At 60.6% G+C, this 20,558-nt stretch carries 17 protein-coding genes and 2 pseudogenes; 11 read left to right on the top strand and 8 right to left on the bottom strand.

All coding sequences use genetic code 11. The features are described 5' to 3' along the window. Positions 1-132 precede the first annotated feature (132 nt). Positions 133-2,307, top strand: a complete 2,175-nt coding sequence (gene katG, locus QTL94_RS09360) for a catalase/peroxidase HPI (protein ID WP_289801322.1) — start codon at positions 133-135, stop codon at positions 2,305-2,307. A 190-nt stretch (positions 2,308-2,497) separates the two neighbouring features. On the opposite strand, the gene QTL94_RS09355 is transcribed toward katG, so the two are convergent. After that, positions 2,498-2,671, bottom strand: coding sequence for a hypothetical protein (locus QTL94_RS09355; RefSeq protein WP_289801321.1), 174 nt, complete (start codon positions 2,669-2,671; stop codon positions 2,498-2,500). A gap of 318 nt (positions 2,672-2,989) precedes the next feature. On the opposite strand from QTL94_RS09355, the pseudogene QTL94_RS09350 reads away from it, so the two are divergent. The 8 genes and pseudogenes from QTL94_RS09350 (at position 2,990) to QTL94_RS09315 (ending at position 10,208) form a co-directional block, all read left to right on the top strand. Beyond that, positions 2,990-3,630 (top strand): annotated as a pseudogene (locus QTL94_RS09350) (metallophosphoesterase family protein). Between the two features lie 360 nt (positions 3,631-3,990). Beyond that, a complete protein-coding gene (locus QTL94_RS09345; protein WP_289801320.1) occupies positions 3,991-4,875 on the top strand; it encodes a dihydrodipicolinate synthase family protein in 885 nt (294 codons plus the stop codon). A 7-nt stretch (positions 4,876-4,882) separates the two neighbouring features. Continuing rightward, on the top strand, positions 4,883-5,560 hold the full coding sequence (locus QTL94_RS09340) for a GntR family transcriptional regulator (RefSeq protein WP_289801319.1): 678 nt from the start codon (positions 4,883-4,885) through the stop codon (positions 5,558-5,560). A 55-nt stretch (positions 5,561-5,615) separates the two neighbouring features. Next, complete coding sequence (locus QTL94_RS09335) at positions 5,616-6,944, top strand: ABC transporter substrate-binding protein (RefSeq protein ID WP_289801318.1); 1,329 nt, start codon at positions 5,616-5,618, stop codon at positions 6,942-6,944. Continuing rightward, positions 6,944-7,885 carry a carbohydrate ABC transporter permease gene (locus tag QTL94_RS09330; protein WP_289801317.1) on the top strand — a complete coding sequence of 314 codons (942 nt, stop codon included), beginning with the start codon at positions 6,944-6,946 and terminating at the stop codon, positions 7,883-7,885. The genes QTL94_RS09335 and QTL94_RS09330 overlap by 1 nt, the downstream gene beginning before the upstream one ends. Continuing rightward, complete coding sequence (locus QTL94_RS09325; protein WP_289801316.1) at positions 7,885-8,700, top strand: carbohydrate ABC transporter permease; 816 nt, start codon at positions 7,885-7,887, stop codon at positions 8,698-8,700. Before QTL94_RS09330 ends, QTL94_RS09325 begins: the two co-directional genes overlap by 1 nt. Positions 8,701-8,718: 18 nt before the next feature. Then, complete coding sequence (locus QTL94_RS09320) at positions 8,719-9,699, top strand: sugar kinase (RefSeq protein ID WP_289801315.1); 981 nt, start codon at positions 8,719-8,721, stop codon at positions 9,697-9,699. A gap of 251 nt (positions 9,700-9,950) precedes the next feature. Beyond that, positions 9,951-10,208: a YMGG-like glycine zipper-containing protein gene (locus tag QTL94_RS09315; protein ID WP_083199573.1), complete on the top strand. Its 258-nt coding sequence runs from the start codon at positions 9,951-9,953 to the stop codon at positions 10,206-10,208. Between the two features lie 171 nt (positions 10,209-10,379). On the opposite strand, the gene QTL94_RS09310 is transcribed toward QTL94_RS09315, so the two are convergent. The 7 genes from QTL94_RS09310 to QTL94_RS09280 all read right to left on the bottom strand — a co-directional run bounded on the left by QTL94_RS09310 (position 10,380) and on the right by QTL94_RS09280 (position 18,065). Continuing rightward, a complete protein-coding gene (locus QTL94_RS09310) occupies positions 10,380-11,378 on the bottom strand; it encodes an Ldh family oxidoreductase (protein WP_065692957.1) in 999 nt (332 codons plus the stop codon). Between the two features lies 1 nt (position 11,379). After that, on the bottom strand, positions 11,380-13,365 hold the full coding sequence (locus QTL94_RS09305) for an oxidoreductase (protein ID WP_065692958.1): 1,986 nt from the start codon (positions 13,363-13,365) through the stop codon (positions 11,380-11,382). Positions 13,366-13,507: 142 nt separating this feature from the next. Beyond that, complete coding sequence (locus QTL94_RS09300) at positions 13,508-14,584, bottom strand: quaternary amine ABC transporter ATP-binding protein (RefSeq protein WP_289801314.1); 1,077 nt, start codon at positions 14,582-14,584, stop codon at positions 13,508-13,510. Continuing rightward, positions 14,577-15,464, bottom strand: coding sequence for an ABC transporter permease (locus QTL94_RS09295; RefSeq protein WP_065692960.1), 888 nt, complete (start codon positions 15,462-15,464; stop codon positions 14,577-14,579). Before QTL94_RS09295 ends, QTL94_RS09300 begins: the two co-directional genes overlap by 8 nt. 96 nt (positions 15,465-15,560) lie before the next feature. Beyond that, the gene (locus QTL94_RS09290; protein ID WP_065692961.1) at positions 15,561-16,562 is read right to left on the bottom strand and encodes an ABC transporter substrate-binding protein; all 1,002 of its coding nucleotides are present in this window, start codon (positions 16,560-16,562) and stop codon (positions 15,561-15,563) included. A gap of 67 nt (positions 16,563-16,629) precedes the next feature. Then, complete coding sequence (locus tag QTL94_RS09285; protein WP_065692962.1) at positions 16,630-17,424, bottom strand: pyrroline-5-carboxylate reductase family protein; 795 nt, start codon at positions 17,422-17,424, stop codon at positions 16,630-16,632. Positions 17,425-17,435: 11 nt separating this feature from the next. Next, the gene (locus QTL94_RS09280; RefSeq protein WP_065692963.1) at positions 17,436-18,065 is read right to left on the bottom strand and encodes a TetR/AcrR family transcriptional regulator; all 630 of its coding nucleotides are present in this window, start codon (positions 18,063-18,065) and stop codon (positions 17,436-17,438) included. A gap of 142 nt (positions 18,066-18,207) precedes the next feature. Here QTL94_RS09280 and QTL94_RS09275 point away from each other — a divergent pair, with 142 nt between their 5' ends. After that, positions 18,208-20,244 (top strand): NADH:flavin oxidoreductase, encoded by a 2,037-nt coding sequence (locus QTL94_RS09275; RefSeq protein ID WP_289801313.1) that lies wholly within the window; start codon positions 18,208-18,210, stop codon positions 20,242-20,244. Positions 20,245-20,286: 42 nt separating this feature from the next. Next, positions 20,287-20,487, top strand: a pseudogene (locus QTL94_RS28300) (dimethylsulfonioproprionate lyase family protein); the annotation flags it as partial. Positions 20,488-20,558: the final 71 nt, after the last annotated feature.

Below are 20,558 nucleotides of genomic sequence, written 5' to 3'. Positions count from 1 at the left end.
TACAATTGGAATTTATCGTCCGAGTTGCTTATTGCCTATCTCGGGACTTGGACCCGACAGCTGGTTCAGCGACCCGCGCAAAATATTTGGCACGCGACGTCAACCCCAGTTCGAATTTTAGGGAGAGTTAACGTGGACACGAAAACACAATCGGCCGGCAAGTGTCCGGTCATGCACGGCGGCAATACGGCCCTCGGCAAATCTGTCACGCAATGGTGGCCGAACGCGCTGAACCTGGACATCCTTAGTCAGCACGACACAAAGACCAATCCGCTCGGCAAGAATTTCAATTATCGCGAGGAGCTGAAGAAGCTCGACGTCGAGGCCCTGAAGGCCGATCTGCGCGCGCTCATGACAGACAGCCAGGAGTGGTGGCCGGCCGACTGGGGCAGCTATGTCGGCATGTTCGCCCGCGTCACCTGGCACGCGGCCGGTTCCTATCGCGCGGCAGACGGCCGAGGTGGCGCCAACACCGGCAACCAGCGTTTTGCCCCGCTGAACTCGTGGCCGGATAACGTCAACACCGACAAGGGCCGCCGCCTGCTGTGGCCGATCAAGAAGAAGTACGGTAACCGGGTTTCCTGGGCCGATCTGATCGCGCTTGCAGGTACAATCGCCTACGACGTTGCCGGCTTGAAGACCTTCGGTTTCGGCTTCGGCCGCGAAGACATCTGGCATCCTGAGAAGGACGTCTATTGGGGTGACGAGCAGGAATGGCTTGCGCCGAGCGACGGTCGCTATGGCGATGTTGCCAAGCCCGCTACGCTTTCGAACCCGCTCGCGGCTGTCCAGATGGGTCTGATCTACGTCAACCCCGAAGGCGTCAACGGCAAGTCCGATCCGCTCGCCACAGCCGCGCAGATGCGCGAAACCTTTGCCCGCATGGGGATGGACGACGAGGAAACTGTTGCGCTGACCGCCGGCGGCCACACCATCGGCAAGACCCACGGTAATGGCAATCCTGCCGACCTCAGCGCCGATCCTGAAGCGGCAGGTCCGGAATTCCAGGGCCTCGGTTGGATGAACACCAAGGGGCGCGGCATCGGCCGGAATACCGTCGTTTCCGGCCTTGAAGGTGCCTGGACGACCGAGCCGACCAAGTGGGACAACGGCTTCTTCGAAATGCTGTTCAAGCACGAATGGCATCTGGTAAAGAGCCCGGCAGGTGCCACCCAGTGGGAGCCGATCTCGATCGCCGATGCCGACAAGCCTGTCGACGTCGAGGACCCGAGCATCCGCCTGAACCCGATGATGACGGACGCCGACATGGCGCTCCGGGTCGATCCGATCTACCGCGAGATCTCGCTGCGTTTCCGCGATGACTTTGCAGCATTCTCGGATGCCTTCGCTCGCGCCTGGTTCAAGCTGACCCACCGCGACATGGGCCCGAAGGCTCGCTACGTCGGCCCGGATGTTCCGGCAGAAGACCTGATCTGGCAGGACCCGATCCCGGCAGGTAGCGCGACCTATGACGTCTCGACCGTCAAGGCGAAAATCGCCGCGTCCGGCCTCTCGGTCTCCGACCTCGTCAGCACGGCATGGGACAGCGCCCGCACCTTCCGCGGCTCGGACAACCGCGGCGGTGCTAACGGTGCCCGCATCCGTCTCGCGCCGCAGAAGGATTGGGCCGGTAACGAGCCTGAACGCCTTGCCCGCGTTCTCGCGGTGCTGGAGCCGATCGCTGCCGCCAGCGGCGCTTCGGTTGCTGACGTCATCGTGCTTGCCGGCAACTACGGCGTCGAACAGGCCGCCAAGGCTGCCGGCTTCGACATCCAGGTGCCGTTTGCAGCGGGCCGTGGCGACGCCATTGCCGAGCAGACCGACGGTGACAGCTTCGCGCCGCTCGAGCCGCTAGCCGACGGTTTCCGCAACTGGCAGAAGGAAGACTATCTCGTCAGCGCCGAGGAACTGCTCCTCGACCGCGCCCAGCTTCTGCGCCTGACGGCACCAGAAATGACGGCGCTTGTCGGCGGCCTGCGCGTCATTGGCACCAACCATGGCGGCACCAGCCACGGTGTCTTCACGTCCAAGGTTGGAGCGCTGACCACGGACTTCTTCGTCACCCTGACCGACATGGCCTATTCCTGGGTCCCGACCGGCCGGAACTCGTACGAGATCCGCGATCGCAAGACGGGCGCTGCCCGCTTTACCGCGACCCGCGCCGACCTCGTCTTCGGTTCCAACTCGGTGCTGCGCGCCTATGCGGAAGTCTATGCCCAGGACGACAGCAAGGAGAAGTTCGTGCAGGATTTCGTCGCCGCCTGGACAAAGGTAATGAACGCCGACCGCTTCGACCTGGTCGCCTAACGGCGAAACGGCCTGCCGCTGGCATCGCAAAAAAAGACCCTCCCGTGTGCTGGCCGCACACGGGAGTTTTTTTATTTGCATCGGCTGATGCTGGGTGGCCGGAGGCAAAGTCGCATCGTAAAACTGGCCTTCAGGCCATGGCGTTGCGCCTGGCGGGAGCCGGCCCCGTTACTTGACTCTCGAACCGCCTTCAGGTCCGCGGGTTTGCCTTGGTGATACCCTTGTCTTTGTCCGGCACCACTCTGTGAGCGGGATCTTCCCCCCCGCGCTCGCGTTCATGCGCCTCGGGGCCGGCGACGATCACACCATTCTGGTCCTCGTCGACATGCTCCTTCGCCCGGCGATTTGTGACGTCTTTGGCCATTGTTCCAATCTCCTTTCGCGGCTGATGCCACGTTAATGACCGGCAACGGGCCTTGTTCCATCGCGTGTCGAGAAAGCTGGAACCAAAGAGTGACGCCTCAGTGTGTTTCGGATCGCTGGTTGGCTCCAGACCGAGCTTGCATTGCACAGTTGTCGCCGCAGATCGTGAACACAGCGATGGGCGAGGCGATGGTGTCTTCCAGCGGAGGGCCTTCGTCGCAGGCGGCGCAGATACTGAAGCAAAGTCCCCAAGCTGCCCTATCTTCAACTTTCATCCGTTCGATATGCCGCGCACGATCAGGACGATAGGAGAGACGCCATGAGTTACACGTTTGCGATCGGAGATATCCACGGCTGCATAAGCCCGCTCAGGCGCATGTTGACACATATCGATGCCTACGCATCGGGCGGCACGGTCGTTTTTCTCGGTGACTATGTCGATCGCGGCCCGGATAGCAAAGCGGTCCTCGATACGCTCACGGTAGAAGCGCCCGCCGGCTGGCGCTGGATCTCGCTCAAGGGCAACCACGAGGATATGATGGTCGGCGCTCATGATGGCTGTCATGACGAGAGTTGGTGGCTTGAAAATGGAGGCCTCAAGACTTTGGCGTCGTACGGGCATGAGATCTGCCCTCGCATCTTCAATGGGCCGCAGCATTACCGTTGTTCCACCAGGACCAGTACCGTCTCTTCGTACACGCGGGGGTCAAGGAAGGGGCGTTCTTCGAAGATCAGGCAGCCGAAGATCTCATGTGGACGCGCTTCGCGGGCGGTTACTCCAGCGAATACTGGGGCAAGCATCTCGTGCACGGCCACACGCCTTCGCTCGAGAACCCGCAGACGACCGGCAATCGAACAAACCTCGACAGTGCCTGCGTCTTCGGCGGCCGATTGTCATGCGCGGTGTTCGACGACAACATCCCTGGCGGACCGATCGAGTTTATCCAGGTCGCAGCGTGAGCGCTTCGCGAGCCGATATTTGCGCCCCTTTTTTAAGCAATGGGCCAGCTTTTGCCGAAGGCATGAGGCAAATCGAAACCTGGCGCGCGCTGGCATGATCGGCTGGCGTTCGCGAGCAGCCGCAGACCTTGCAACGTCTCGCGAGCATCGCTCGCGGCGATGCTAAGTCTTTGTTCGTTGCCGAAGTTGTGAGCACGCGCGGTTTCGACGGTTGCTTGCCCCCCTTATTGATATCGACTGGCGGACTGGAACAGCCGGCCCTGCGACGGTCGCCAGATCTTCACCTGTTATTCTGTAATCAGCTCTTTACAACTGACATGTTAGCTGGTTACGATTGGCATGTTAAATGGGAGGAATGATGTGACTGAGAAATTCGGGCTTTCTGCCGCTTTGGCCACGCCGTTTGATGGCGACGGCGATATCGCGATCGATGCCATGATCGCGCAGGCCCGGCGTTGCCTGGCAGCCGGATGCTCGAGCGTGACGCTCTTTGGGACAACTGGTGAGGGATCGTCCATCGGAACGCAGGAGCGGGAGCGCGTTCTTGCCGCTTTCCTCGCGGCTGGGATCGCCCCAGACAAGATCGTTGTCGGCGTCCTCGTCGATGCTGCTGAAGATGCAGCGGCTCAGGCCGGCTATGCGCTCTCCAAGGGAGTCCGCAACATTCTCCTGGCTCCGCCCTCCTATTTCAAGAACGTCAGCGACGATGGCCTCTTCCGCTGGTTTTCCGCCGTATTCGCCATCCTGGGCGACAAGGCTGCTGACGTCATCGTCTACAATATCCCTTCTGTAACCATGGTGCCGCTGACGGTGTCGTTGATCGGGCGGCTGCATGCCGCGTTTCCGCGGGTCGTGGTCGGCGTCAAGGATTCGTCCGGTGACTGGGCCTTTACCGAAAGCCTGCTCAAGGCGCATGGCGATCTGGTCATCCTGATCGGAGACGAACGCCATCTGGCAAAGGGTGTTCGCCTTGGCGGGCAGGGCGCAATCTCCGGCATGGCCAACTTCGTGCCCGACGAGGTCAAACTCATGGCAGAAGAGGGCAGGGACGATTCCCGTATCGAAGATTTCGTGGCGGAACTCCTCAAATTTCCCGTGACAGCTGCGGTCAAGGCGATGGTGGCGCGTCTGACGGATGATGAAATGTGGCTTGCGGTTCGTCCGCCGCTTGTTTCAATATCCGAGGAAGGGCAAAGCCAACTCGCCCTTGCTTTCGATTCTCTTTTCCGGTCGAAGGCTGCATAGGCGAGGCATGTTTTTGGGGGAGGCGATGGACGGAACGGACGAGCAGCCGACACTGCGGGAAAAGGCGTATGAGAGCTTCACGCGTCACCTCCTCGCGCGTGACGTGCGCCCCGGCCAATTCGTGTCACAGCGTCGCTTGGTGGAGTTGACGGGGCTCACGCTCGGCGCCATCCGCGAACTCATCCCCCGGCTCGAGGCCGAGGGATTGATCAAGACCGTGCCGCAGCGGGGGCTGCAGATCGCCCATATCGATCTCAACCTCATTCGTGAGGCGTTCCAGCTTCGTGTTTTTCTAGAGAAGGAAGCCGTGGCGCTCTTCACCCGCTCGGCATCGGACGAAACGATCGCCAAACTCTTGAAGCAGCATCAGGATATCGCCGACGCCATTCGAAATGGCGATGCGTCTCACGAGCTCGAGGTGCGGGCCCAGGCGGTTGACTGGGGCATGCACGATGCCTTCATCGATGCGCTTGGAAATACCATCATATCGAACGCCTACCGCGTGAACTCGATCAAGATGCGCCTGATCAGCCAGGAGCGCTTTCGCATCGACGGTCGCGTCGGGCCCGTCATGGGGGAGCACCTGAAGGTGCTGGAGGCGATCGAGCGACGATCGGTGGAAGACGCCGTCAACAGCCTTGTGGCGCACATCAACCACGCAAGGGACCGTGCGCTCAGGATTTAGCAGGACATAACCAGCCGGAGGTGAGGAGATCGCCGGCACAAGGAGGAGGACCAACATGACATCATTCTTGAATCCAACGCGGCGCGGCTTTCTCGCGGGCACCGCGGCGCTCGGTGCGGGCAGCCTGCTCGGCGTGCGCTCCGCATCAGCGGCAGTCGACTGGAAGCGCTATGCCGGCACCACGCTCGAGGTCAATCTCGTCAAGAGCCCGCGCAGCGAGACGCTGATCAAGTACCTGTCCGAGTTCGAAGAACTGACTGGCATCAAGGTCAATGCCGAAGCAACCCCGGAACAGCAGCAACGCCAGAAGACAACCATCGAACTGAGCTCCGGCAAGCCGAGCTTCGACGTCGTGCACATGAGCTATCACGTTCAGAAGCGCCAGTTCGAAAAGGGCGGCTGGCTCGCCGATATCAGCGGCTTCGTCAAGGATCCTTCGCTCACGGACGCGTCGCTTGTGGAAGGCGACTTTGCCGAGGCCGGCATGGCCTTCGCCAAGGACCAAGACGGAGTGCTGCGTTCGCTTCCCTTCTCGGTCGACTACTGGATCATCTACTGGAACAAGGCGCTCTTCGAAAAGAAGGGCCTTTCCTACCCGACAACCTTTGACGAGCTGGCGAGTGCAGCCGAAGCCCTGACCGATCCGTCCACCAACACCTACGGCTTCGTTGCCCGCGGTCTGAAGAACGCCAATACGCCGGTGTGGACGACGCTGATGCTCGGCTATGGTTCGAGCCCGCTCGGGCCTGATGGCAAATTGCGCACGACATCCGATGAAGCGGTCGAGGCCGCAAAGCTCTATCAGAAGCTGATGACGAAGACGGCGCCTCCCGGTGTCTCCGGCTTCAACTGGGCGGAAGCGCAGTCTGCCTTCCTGCAGGGCAAGATCGGCATGTGGCTCGATGGCGTCGGCTTTGCACCACCGATCGAAAACCCGGAGAAATCCCGCGTCGTCGGCCAGGTCGGTTACGGCATCATGCCCAAGGGTCCAAAGGCGCAGGCCGCTGCCACGACGGGCGATGGTCTCGGCGTCGTCGCTGCCAGCCAGAAGAAGGAAGCCGCCTATCTCTTCTGCCAATGGGCGATCTCGCACGACATGGGCGCCCGCCTGCTGCAGGCCGGCGCCGGCGTTCCGTTCCGTCAGTCCATCCTCGAGGATGCGAAGGTTCGCGAAGGCGTCAAGATGCCCGGCGCATGGCTCGATGCCGTTGTCGGCTCGGCCAAGGTCTCGCAACTTACCCTGCCGGTCATCATCCCCGTGACGGAGTTCCGTGACATCTACGGCGTCGGTCTGACGAACATGATCGGCGGGGCCGACCCCACGGCCGAACTGAAGACGGCAACGGCTCAGTTCGAACCCGTTCTGGCGAGAAGTGAGGGATAATGGCCTCGGTGAGCATCGAAACGGCCGCAGTGGCCAGGGCCGCACCAAACAAGGGGAGCAAGCCGGGCCGGTTTGCCCCCAACTATTGGCCCTTTGTCGTCCCGGCGCTGATCGTCATTGCAGCCGTGATCGTTTTTCCGTGGGTGTTTACCCTGTGGATGAGCGTGAACAGCTGGACGCTTGGCCAGGCGCAGGTCTTTGCCGGGATGGACAACTATGTCCGTCTCGCTGGCGACATGCGCTTCTGGGAATCTCTGTGGCATACGGTGCTCTACACGTCGCTGTCGGTGCTGGCGCCGCTGTTCCTGGGGACGCTGGCTGCGCTGATCTTCGATGCGCAATTTCCACTGCGTGGATTTCTGCGCGGTATCTTCGTAATGCCGATGATGGCGACCCCGGTCGCCATCGCACTCGTCTGGACCATGATGTTCCATCCGCAGCTCGGCGTTCTGAATTACCTGCTCTCCTTCATCGGCATCGGGCCGCAGGAATGGATCTATAACCAGAGCAGCGTCATCCCCTCGCTCGTCATGGTCGAAACCTGGCAATGGACGCCACTCGTCATGCTGATCGTGCTTGGCGGGCTGGCCGCGGTTCCGCGCGAGCCGTATGAGAGCGCAGAAATCGATGGCGCCAATGTCTGGCAGAAGTTCCGTTATCTGACGCTTCCGATGATCGCGCCTTTTCTGATGACCGCCGTCATCATCCGCAGCATCGATGCGGTGAAGAGCTTCGACATCATCTACGCGATGACCCAGGGCGGGCCCGGCACGGCGTCCGAGACCATCAACATCTACCTCTACAACACCGCTTTTTCCTACTACGACATCGGCTATGGTTCGGCCATGGCGGTGGTCTTCTTCATTCTCATCGTGCTCTTGTCTTTCGTCCTGCTGATGGTACGGGCGCGCGCGAACTGGTCGGACGGGGAGGCGCGCTGATGAAACGCAAGACGCTCGATCGCATCGGACTGCTGTTCGTCGCCCTGGTGATGATCTCGCCGGTCATCCTGTTCTTCCTCTGGATGATCTCGCTGTCGCTGAAATACGAGATCGACAGCGGCGCCTATCCGCCGATCTTCATTCCTGAACGCTTCGCCTGGTCGAACTACCTCAAGGTGTTCGAGGAAAACAACTTCTTCCTCTACCTCTGGAATTCAGTGCTGGTTACGGGCGGCGCGACGCTTCTGGCCCTTCTGATCGGCGTGCCCGCCGGCTATGGCATCGCGCGACTGAAGGCGGAAAAATCGGCGATGGTGATCATGATCGCCCGCATGACGCCCGGCCTTTCCTTCCTCATCCCGCTCTTCCTGCTGTTCCAGTGGCTGAACCTGCTCGGCACGCTCCTGCCGCAGATCATCATCCATCTCGTCGTCACCGTGCCGATCGTCGTCTGGATCATGATCGCCTATTTCGAAACGACGCCGATGGAGCTGGAGGAGGCCGCGAGTATCGACGGCGCCTCACCATGGCAGGTCTTCCGGCTCGTCGCCCTGCCGATTGCAAGACCGGGCATCGTCGTTGCGTTCATCCTGTCGGTCATCTTTTCCTGGAACAACTTCGTCTTCGGCATCGTGCTGGCCAGTCGCGAGACGCGAACGCTCCCGGTCGCGGTCTACAACATGCTGTCTTTCGAGCAGGTGAGCTGGGGACCGCTTGCGGCAGCCGCCTTGATCGTCACGCTGCCTGTGCTGATACTGACGGTGTTTGCGCAACGACAGATCGTGGCCGGCCTCACGGCTGGCGCGGTCAAGTGACCAGTTGAGAGGCCGATTTTGACGACATTTTCTGCCTTCGATCCGCCCGCTGGACCGGCGCGCCGTGTTCTCTGCGTCGGGGCTGCCGTTCTTGACACCCTGTTTCGCGTGCACTCGTTGCCCACTGGCCAGGGAAAGGTCCTGCCCTATGACATGCTGCATATCGCCGAGGGAATGGCGTCGAGCGCAGCTTTCGCGGTCGCGCGACTGGGTGGCCATGCCAGCCTGTGGGGCGCTGTCGGAGATGACGATGCGGGCGAACATATCATAGCCGATCTCGGCAACAGCGGCATCGACGTTAGCGGCATGACCCGAGCGGAAGGTGCCCGTTCGGCCGTCTCGACCATTCTCGTCGATGACGACGGAGAGCGTCTGATCGTTCCGTTTTACGATCGGCGGCTGCACGATAGCGTCAAGCCGGTCACGACCGAAGAAATCTCCGACTTCGACGCCGTGCTCGTCGATGTTCGCTGGCCCGAACTCGCTCTGCAAACCCTGATTGCCGCCCATGATGCGGGCAAGCCTGGCATCCTCGACGGAGATGTCGTTGGGGATGGCGTGATCGAGAGGCTCGCGCCGGCAGCGAGCCATATCGTGTTCTCGCAGCCTGCTGCAGAGCGGCTGGCTGGAGCGACCGACCTGGTCGAAGTCGTCCATCTGCTGAAGCAGAGATTTCCCCATGCCTTCATCAGCGTCACCGCCGGCGAACATGGCTGCTTGTGGTACGACGACGCGACCGGCCTCGTTCGCCATCTTTCCGCGCCAAGGATAAAGGCCGTCGATACGCTTGCCGCAGGTGATATCTTCCACGGAACCTTCGCGCTTGCCATCGCTGAAGGTATGGAAATCGAGCAGACCATGCGGTGCTCATCCATGGCCGCGGCACTCAAGTGCCAGATGTTCGGGGGGCGTATCGGGGCACCCTCACGTGCCCAGCTCAATGAAGCGCTGCGTAAGTGGGATGCCGTCTCATCGAACCGGTCACAGTGGCAGGATTGATGCCGTGAGTTCGAGCGATTGAGTACTTCCGATAGTCACGCAAGAGGTATCGGATCACCTTGTTCAGCATGATCGGTAGTTCCCGGGCTACGCTTTCGGCTGCGTAGTAGCCCGCGTTTGCGATAGTTCATTTCACCTCGCAAACAGCGCCGTCTTTGGAGCCAGGAATAAAACCTCTTGCAATCCCTCCGTGGACTTTTGGTAAATCTGCACTAACTCGCCAAGGGAAGGCTAACGAGGAAGGTTCAATAATGTTGAAGAAGATTGTTATCGTGACCGCTACGATTGGCGCTTTGGCGTCCTGCACGCCCACCGAAAAGGGTACCGCAATTGGCGCCGGGACAGGTGCTGTCATCGGCGGTGCTGTCAGCAACAGCTGGGGCGGAGCGGCGGTAGGCGCGGTGGCAGGCGGGTTAGCCGGAGCTCTCATCGGCCAATCAACCGAGCGCCGAGGATATTGTGTTTATCGCGACCGATATGGTCGGACTTACGAAGCGCGCTGCCGCTGAGGCCTGCCTGCGGCGTAGCGATGGTCACGCGGCACGCGACTTTATGAACCGGCGTGACAACAACCCTTTAGGCATGCGGGGCATTCAACTGGAAGAGTTGGGTGCCCCGTAGCCGAGTTCACGCTCTCCGAGATAAAGAGGCGTCGCCCTTCTGGCGACGACCGGCTTCTGTCACCTGAATGCGATCGCTGAGATCAGATCAAAGATGCTTCGAGGAATGCTGATCGCTTCGATAGCCGCGCGTTGCTCGTAGCCGGTGACGCCCGGCACGTGGACGCTGTACTCCTGCAGTCGCTGCGATTGAGCTTTGGCGCGGTCGATCTGTGCGTCGCCGCTTTTGCCGGGCATGATGGCGATGATCGTCAGACCGACTCCGGGAGACGTCGGGCCGGATCGGAAGTCGGGCACGTCCAGGGACCAGTTTCCGCCTGAGAGGCCTGCAGACAGCATTTCCACGAGCAGGGCAATGTTGCCACCTTTGCGGCTGCCGAACGGCAGCAGCGTACCGCAAAGCGCCATCCTTGGGTCCGTCGTGGGTTGGCCATTGGCGTCGACCGCCCACCCTTCGGGGATCGGCTGATCTTCCTCGGCGGCGTGAAGGATGTTCACGAAGGCGGTTGCGCTCGACGCTTGATCGATGACCAGGGGCGGGCTCTTCGATCCAAGGGGAAACCCGAAAGCCAGGGGGTTGGTGCTGTAGACGGCTCTGTCGCCGGGTTTCGTCGCCACCATGGCATGGGCATTGGTAGCGGCAAGCGCGATTATGCCTTCGTCGGCCAAGGTGCGAACATAGTAGCCTAATTCGCCGGTCGTAAAGCTGTTGTGCTGGGTGAAGACGGCGACGCCGTAGGTTCTTGTGGCGCCCACAAGGTCGTTGAGGGCAAGGTCGAAGCCGAGCTGGGCGATGCCGCCGTCGGCGTCGCAGACCAAGAACGCCGGAAAACTGCGCTCCAGCCGCGGGGTCGGGTCACACTTTATGCGCCTGTCGATAAAGCCGGTCAGATAATCCAAGAGGTGCGGGAACCCCAAGGTCGCGCGGCCATGCCGAGCCGCCGATAGGGTGGCGTTCACCAGCGAGCGAGCGCTTGAGGATGCTGCACCTGCAGCGAGACAGGCCCGCATTGCTAGGTCCTCCGCCTCCTGGAAAGAAAGGTGGACCTCCTCGACCATGTCAGATCTCCAATCCCGCACGTCTGCCATCGTAAAAGGCATAGGGAGCCTGGCGTGGCGCGGCACAATCGCCGATCTGGCGCGTGGTCACGCCGCGCTCGCGAAGCCCGGCCATCAGCCAGTTCATCGGCAGATTTGTGGTCGCTGTGGCCAGCGTGTCGGCCTCGACGAAACGGGTTTCTCCAATGTCGTTGTCGACGATGGTCGCGCCGTTGCCATGCCATTCGAGGATGCTCGCGTCCGTGATCCAACGGACACCCAGCTTCTTCAGGATCCGCCTCATCGGAACGTCTGCGGCAGTCCGGATCAGCTCCTTTCCGACGAACGGATCAGGCGTGACGATCGTAACGTCGTGGCCGCTCTCGGCGAGTTGCCATGCGGTGCCGCAGCCGCGCCATCCGCCGCCCTCATCAAGCACAAGGACGCGACGGCCCGGTCTTGCTTGTCTCGCCATCACGGCTTCGATCGAGAAAATGCCGCCCTTGTCGATGCCCGGCATCGTGTCGACGGTCGGCAAGGCCTTCTGGAAGCCGGTCTCGGGAGGATAGGAGCCGGTCGCCACGAGCACGACGTCGACCTTCGACGCGTCGATCTCGTCGGCGTCTACATAGGTGTTGAGCCGCACCTCCACGTCCAGCTTCGAGAGTTGCCGTTCGTACCACGCGAGAAGGTCGAGGATCTGTGCGCGACGCGGTTGGAGCCCTGCCAGCAGGAAGTTGCCGCCGAGGCGGCTTCCGGCTTCCGAAAGCACGACTTTGTGTCCTCTTTCTGCTGCCACTCTTGCTGCTTCCAGGCCAGCTGGTCCTCCACCGATGACAAGGACCCGCTTCGGGTGCTCTGTCTTGGTGAAGCGGTCGCCATTCCACTCAGCCTCCCTTCCAACGGAAGGGTTGATCAGGCAGCTTATCCAGTAGTCACGGGAACGGCGGCCCCAGCACATCTGGTTGCATGAGATGCACCCCCTGATGTCTTCGGGACGGCCCTCCAGCGCCTTGTTCGCAAGATGCGGATCGGCGATCTGGCCACGAACGATGGAGACGAGATCCGAGGCTCCTTCGCCAAGGACTGTTTCGGCATTCTCTGGCGTCCTGATATGGCTCTCCGCGATGATGACGGCGTTCTTCACCACCTTCTTCAAGGTGGCCGCCAGATCGGCGCCGAGTTTCTCGGGGTAGATGAATGTCGGCATCAGCTTGTAGAAGTCGAGATATCCGCCAGAGCCGCAGGTGACATAGTCCATGAGGCCGAGGCTGTCGTGCAAGCTTATGATCTCGGCCAGCTCATCACTTTGAAGCGCCGCCTTGACATCAGGTTCGTCGCTGACCGCCAGGCCGACGATGAAGTCGGGACCGCAGGTCTTGCGAATCCGCGTGAGGATCTCGCGCGACATTCTCGTCCTGTTTTCGAGCGAGCCACCCCATCGATCGTCACGCCGGTTGCTCCACGGCGTCCAGAACTGGTCGACCATCCCAAGATAGGCGGCCCAGACCTCGACGCCATCGAAGCCCGCTTCGCGACATCGCCGTGCGGCCTGAACGAAGCCGTCGATCGTCTCCCAAATCTCCTTCTCGCTCATCGGGTGCGAGCCGTCGCTATCGTGATAGCTGGGAAGCCCGGACGGCGACCAGTGCGGGTGGAAGGAGTTGTCGGCGTCTCCATGTGCGCCGACATGATAGAGCTGCTGGATCGCGATCGCGCCGTTGTCCTTGATGGCGCCGACCACCGTCTTGAAATGCGGGACGACACTGTCGTCCGAGTGGCGAAAATTTCCTCTGGTCAGAACCGTCGACGCGTGCACGGGCATCGGTTCGACGACGATCATTGCGGCTCCGCCGATCGCTCGCTCGGCATAGTAGGCAACATGCTGGGCCGACGGCAGGCCATCGACCGCCATGTTGGCCGTGTGCGCGCCGAACACGATCCGATTCCTGAGCGTGTGCCGGCCGATTTTCAGAGGACTAAACAGGCGAGGAAATCGTTGAGACATGTCGCGCAGCTCGATTTCGTGATGGTGGTTGGTGGGAGGAAGGCAGCAGGCGGCCCGACTGCCAGACAAGGTTGACGGTCACGCATGGAGTTCCATGCGCGGTCTGTTCTCGTGCGATGATGTCGTCGAGCCTAGGGCGTCGTCACCTAACGAGGGCAACCGCGCTTTCGTGCTCCTTGCGGGGCTGCGAGTTCACCATGGCTCCTGCCAGTTGGCGGAAGTTCACGACGCCGACGGGCTGCGATGAGGGGCCAAGGACCGTCACGTCGCCATCTGGCGCCGATGCCAGCATCCGAACGGCTTCCTCGATGGTCGTGTGGGCCTCGATCGTCATCCCGCTCAGTCCCGCGCCGGGCCGGATGGGGCTCATGATGGCTTCGACCTGAACGACGCGGCCGCGGTTCACCTCCTTGACGAAGTTTGCGACATACTCATCTGCCGGGCGCAGCACGATATCCTGGCTCGTTCCCTGCTGAATGACTTCGCCGTCGCGAAGGATCGCGATCTGGTCGCCAAGCCTGAGCGCTTCGTCGAGATCGTGAGTGATGAAGACGATGGTCTTCTTGATCTCCTTCTGGATATCCAGGAGGACAGTCTGCATATCCGTGCGGATGAGGGGGTCGAGAGCGGAATAGGCCTCATCCATCAGCAGAACCGGGGCGTCGTTAGAAAGCGCCCGCGCGAGACCAACGCGTTGCTGCATGCCGCCGGAAAGCTGATTGGGATATTTCTGCTCAAAGCCCTTCAGGCCCACCCGCTCGATCCACCGCATCGCGACGTCGACCGCCTTTGATCGGTCAAGCCCCTGAACCTCCAGGCCGAAGACTGTGTTATCAAGGACATTGCGGTGTGGAAGCAGTGCGAATTTCTGGAAGACCATGGCTGTCTGGCGCCGCCGAAATTCTCGCAGCTGATTTTCGTTCATCTTCACGACGTCGACGCCGTCTACCAACACCTCGCCAGCCGTCGGATCGATCAGCCGATTGATATGGCGGATGAGCGTCGATTTGCCCGATCCCGACAGGCCCATGATGACTTGAATGGCGCCGGACGGCATCTCGAGATTGATGTTTCGAAGCCCGAGCACAAGTCCGTGCTCTCGGTTCAGGTCCGCCTTGCTGAGGCCCTTTTGGACGGCCTCGATAAAGGCCTGCCCGTTCGGCCCGAAAATCTTGTAGAGATTGCGGATCTCGATCCCGCCGAAGTGATTGTCAGCCATGGAAGATCTCCCGATGCTTCTGGAGCCGCTTGCCATAAGCCTGACTGACTCTGTCGAAGATGATGGCGATGCCGACGATGGCAAGGCCGTTGAATATACCGAGGGTGAAATACTGGTTGGCGATCGCTTTCAGAACCGGCTGGCCAAGACCCTGCACGCCGATCATCGACGCCACGACGACCATGGCCAACGCCATCATGATTGTCTGGTTGATGCCGGCCATGATTGTCGGCAGAGCAAGCGGCAACTGAACCTTGAAGAGTCTCTGGGAGTTGGAGACGCCAAATGCATCGGCCGCTTCGAGGACGTCCTTGTCGACAAGACGGATCCCGAGGTCGGTCAGTCGGATCATTGGGGGAATTGCGTAGATCACCACGGCGATCAGACCGGGAACGCGACCGATGCCCAGCAACATGACAACAGGGATGAGGTAGACAAAGCTCGGCATGGTCTGCATCACATCGAGGATTGGATGTACGACCCGCTGAAACCGGTCTGACCGGGCCATCAGAATGCCGATGGGCAACCCAATTGCGACTGACAGAACGGTACAGACGAAGATCATCGCGACCGTCCTCATCGTATCGTCCCACATGTCGAAGTAGCCGATTAGCAGAAGCGTTACGAGACAGCTCAGAACGATCTTCACGCTGCGGCTCGCGAACCAGGCAACGATCAGCACCATCAGCGTGATGATCGGCCAGGGGGTCTGCGTCATGAACCGGTCGACAGCGAGAAGAAAATGCTGGAGCGGAGAAAACAGGCCTTCGATCGTGTCGCCATAAGCCCTTGTGAAGCCACGAAATCCGTCGTCGATGGCCTTTTTCAGATCGCGCAGACTGTCGTCGTTCATGTGCGGGAATTTATAAAACCATTCCATTCGGTTCCCCTTTGTCTGAAAGAGCCGTCACAATTGTTCTGATTATCTAACGGCTGTAGAAAAGACGGCGCGGGTTGCGCGCCGTCTGACCTTCAATCAAAGCGAGGCTTCGATCTTCTTGGCGGCATCTTCCGATACCCATTTCGTCCACACATCCTTGTTTTCCTTGAGGAAGTGCTTGGCGCCGTCTTCGCCGCTGGCCTGGTTGTCGGTCATCCATGCCATGACCTTGTTGACGGTTTCATTGCTCCAGGAGCGCTTCTCGAGATAGCCCATGACCTCGGGGCCAGCCTTCTCGGAGAACGGTTTGGCGACCAGTGTCACGATCGTATCGACCGGCCACGCATTGGGCTTCGGATCGGCGCAATCGGCAACCGTGTTGCAGCGCTTCCATTCCGTCGGGTCGGCGGGAACACCTTCACCAAGCTTGACCATCTCGTACTTGCCGAGAAGCGCGGTCGGAGCCCAGTAATAGGACAGGAAGCCCTGCTTGCGCTCATAGGCCTTTGAAATCGCACCATCCAGGCCAGCGCCCGAACCGGTATCGACCAATGTAAATCCTGCCTTCTCGCCATCGAAAGCCTTGAAGAGCTGCGTTGTTACGACCGTGCCGCCCCATCCCTGAGGGCCGTTGAAAATGGCGCCCTTGCTCGGGTCTTCGGAACTCGGGAAGAGATCGGGATGCTTAAGCGCATCGGGGATTGTCTTGATATCGGGATGGGCATCGGCGAGATACTTGGGAATCCACCAGCCCTGGACGCCGCCATCGGGCAGTGGCGAACCGACCTTGACGATGCGGCCCTCATCGGTGCCCTTCTTCACGACATCAGGAAGAAGATCGATCCACGCTTCGGGGGCGATATCCGGTGAGCCCTTTTCGGCCATGGAGGTAATGGTTGGGACCGTGTCACCGACAGTGACTTCCGCCTGGCAGCCGTACCCTTCGTTCAGGATGATCTTGTCAAGCGCGGAGAGCACTTCGGCGCTTTGCCAGTTCATGCTGGCGATGGTGACGCTGCCGCAGTCAGCGGCATTTGCCGAGGTCGCTGCTCCCAGCAGCCCGAACGCGATACATGTCGATGCCAATAGCTTGTTCATTTTATCGTTCCCTCTTTAGCGGCATATATGTCGTCAACGGGGTGCCGCGAACCCGCCTACACGGTTGTCAGGATGCGTCTCCCATACTCACCGATTTCTGGAGCGCCGCAGCCAATCCCTTGGCAACGGCGGTGTCGAAGCCTGCCGCGCGCATCTGCTCGATGCCGGCAGCTGTGACTCCGCGGTAATCGACAAACCGGCCGACGATGTCGTCAGGACAATCCGGTTTCTTTTCGAAAAGATGGCCGGCGCCGATCATCGTCGCAACGACGGCGCGCTGGGCAATGGCCGGAGACAGGCCATGAGCGATGGCGTCTTTCATCATCGCGGCGGCCAGAAGCGCGGGGTAGGCGGGGCCCGTTCCCGTCAGGCCTGTCAGATAGTCGAGATCACTTTCGCTCTGCACCTCGTCTTCATCGCCACAGGCGGCGAAGATCCGGCTCACGATTGTTCGATCGTCCGCATTGACGCTGGGTGATGGCAGCCAGGGGGTATAGGAATGCTGTACTTCCGCGGCCGCGTTCGGCAGGGCTCTGACGACTCGTTCGGAGCCGTGCGCGCTGACGAGCGCCGACAGCCGGATGCCTGCCATCACCGAGATCAGGAGCTTTCCCCTGGCGTCGAAAAGGTCGGGGTTCCAGTCCTGGGGTCTCACCGAGAGAATGACGACGTCGGAGCGATCCACAAGCTGTTGGTTGTCCGACGTCCAGTGCGCATGGGGGAAACGATCTGGGCGAGAGCTGCGATAGGACAGGGTGAGATCTTGTTCGGCCGCGACGCCGGCAGCCAGGATGCAGTCTGCGATAGAGGTACCAAGCCAGCCAGCCCCGCCTATGATTCCGATCCTCGCAGTGGCGCCCATTGTTCCTCTCCCTAGCCCGGCTTGTAGCCGTGTCTTGCGAAGAACCGGTCGAGCTCGCGTTGTTGGGGAATTTCGCCGGTATAGATGGCGATGTATTCCGGGATCCGTTTCATGCGGATGGCGATGTCCTCTCTGGCTTGCATCGAGATGTAGCCGATCTGAACAAGATAGGTCGTGCGCGCGCGGACATCCGCCGAGATCTCGGCATGGCCAAACCGCTTGAACATGCGCGAAAGCGCGTCCATGCGCGTTCGGTCTGCCTTGTGGACCTCATCAAGAATCTCTTCCGACTGCAGTGCCCAGCTGCGCACGGCAAACTCGAACTTGCTATCGAAGAGTTGGTTGTCCAGCCAGCAATCGAAGACGTTGAGCATCGCTTCCGCGAGCGTCTCCGCATAGGCCTCCGACTGTTTTACGATGGCGCCGGTGTTCTTGTCCCGCCAACGCGCCACAAGGCTGGACAGCAATTCCTCGCGATCCTTGAAGAACCAGTAGAAGCTGGTCCTCGAGAGGTTGAGCTTCTTGGCAAGCGGCAGGATCTTGACTGAATCCACACCGGAATCGAGCAGTGAGGTGTAGGCCGCTTCCAGCCATCCTTCCTGCGATCCTCGCCAGCCGCTGTCGTTGAGTGTCAGGTCCATAGGCCTCTCATATCAAATCGCTAATGCACACACAACAGGAATGTACATATGTGTCAAAATATATGACTGGTCTGTTTTCCATAGTTGACACATGTGTACATTCTTGTTTAGCCTCACTCCATACCTAATCTGGAGCCGGCACATGTCGAACGATCCACTTCTCCAGCCGTACCAGCTGAAGCATCTGACGCTGCGCAATCGTATCATCGTAACATCCCATGAGCCGGCCTATCCCGAGGATGGCATGCCGAAGGAGCGCTATCGTGCCTACACGGTCGAGCGCGCCAAAGGCGGGGTCGCCCTGACGATGACGGCGGGGTCGGCTGCAGTCTCCCGCGACAGTCCGCCGGTGTTCAACAACCTGCTGGCCTATAAGGACGAGATCGTACCGTGGATCCGGGACATGACCGACGCCGTCCATGAGGAGGGAGCTGCGATCATGATCCAGTTGACCCATCTTGGCCGCCGCACGCGCTGGGACAAAGGCGACTGGCTTCCTGTTGTGGCACCGTCTCACCATCGCGAAGCGGCCCACCGGGCTTTCCCTAAGAAGCTCGAGGACTGGGATATCGAGCGCATCATCAAGGACTTCGCCGACGCCGCCGAACGCATGAAGGCTGGCGGCATGGATGGGGTCGAGCTCGAGGCCTATGGCCATCTGATTGACCAGTTCAACTCACCGCTGACCAACGAGCTCGACGGCCCCTACGGCGGTTCGCTCGAAAACCGCATGCGCTTCTGTTTCGACGTCTTCCGCGAGATGCGAAAACGCGTCGGCGACGAGTTCATTCTCGGCGTGCGATATACCGCCGATGAACGGCTTCCCGGCGGGACCGGCAAGGAGGAAGGCTTCGAGATATCGCGAAGGCTGAAGGAAAGCGGCCTGATCGACTATCTCAACGTCATCCGCGGCCATATCGATACGGATCCCGGCCTCACCGACGTCATCCCGATCCAAGGAATGGCGAGTGCGCCTCATCTCGACTTCGCGGGCGAAATTCGTGCTGCGACGGCCTTCCCGACATTCCACGCGGCGAAGATCCAGGACGTTGCGACGGCCCGTCATGCGATCGCGTCTGGAAAGGTCGACATGATCGGCATGACGCGCGCGCACATGACGGACCCCCATATTGTCAGGAAGATCATCGAGAAGCGTGAGGATGATATCCGCCCCTGCGTCGGTGCCAATTACTGTCTCGACCGTATCTACCAGGGAGGCCTGGCGTTTTGCATTCACAACGCGGCGACCGGCCGCGAGCAGACAATGCCGCATATCGTCAAGAAGAGCGATGCGCGCCGGAAGATCGTCATCGTGGGCGCAGGTCCGGCCGGGCTTGAGGCGGCGCGTGTCTCGGCCGAGCGTGGTCATGACGTGGTCGTGTTCGAAGCGGCTAGCGACGCCGGTGGCCAAATTCGGCTTACGGCACAGAGCGAGCGCCGCCGGGAGATGATCAGCATCATCGATTGGCGGATGAGCCAGTGCGAAAAGCTTGGCGTGACCTTTCATTTCAACAGTTGGGCGGAGGCTGACACCATCACGGCCGAAAATCCCGACGTGGTCATTATTGCGACAGGCGGCCTGCCGCATACCGACGTGCTGTCGAAGGGCAATGAGTTGGTCGTCTCCTCCTGGGATATCATCTCGGGAGACGTCAAGCCGGGCACCAATGTGCTGGTCTTCGACGATGCGGGTGATCATGCTGGCCTGCAGGCAGCCGAATTCCTGGCGAAGGCAGGGGCAAAGGTTGAGATCATGACGCCGGACCGGTCGTTCGCTCCTGAGGTCATGGCGATGAACCTCGTGCCCTACATGCGCTCGCTACAGAAGCTGGACGTCACCTTCACGGTCACGTTCCGGCTGGAATCCGCCGAGAAGAGCGGCAACCAGATCATTGCGAAGGTTGGAAGCGACTATGGCGGCGTCGTCAAGGAACGCGTCGTGGACCAGATCGTGATCAATCACGGCACCATTCCGCTCGATGAGCTGTACTTTGAACTCAAGCCGCTCTCGCGAAACCTGGGAGAGACGTCATACGACGAGCTTCTGGCCGGGCAGGCCCAGTCGGTCGTCCGGAATGAGCAAGGCAAGTTCCAGCTCTTCCGGATTGGTGATGCGGTTGCGGCGCGCAATACGCATGCCGCCATCTACGACGGATTGAGGATCGCCAAGGATCTCTGATCGGCCGGGATCGTGGCCCCTCCAGCGAGGAAGAAAGCGGACATGGGTGGACGACGCGACGCTCTCCAGCAGCTGCCAGCCGCCGCCTTCTCGGCCCATGATGATCTCGCGCCGATCGATCGGGGCGATGGTCGAAAGGACGTGCTGCTGGGTTTGTCGCGGATGGCGTCTGATGTGCGCTATCTCGACCATTGCCATAGCACACAGGAGACCTACCTCGTCCTCTCCGAGGGCGGGTTTAGCCAAGCAGTGGCGCCCGGTTCGGACCAAGGCTCGGCGGAACCTTTTGTAACGTGCCTAACATCAAGCATGCG

Source organism: Rhizobium sp. S96, from assembly GCF_030382195.1.
Classification (GTDB): domain Bacteria; phylum Pseudomonadota; class Alphaproteobacteria; order Rhizobiales; family Rhizobiaceae; genus Rhizobium.
The sequence above is the reverse complement of the archived record's forward strand: the minus strand, read 5'-3'. Positions and strand labels throughout refer to the sequence as shown.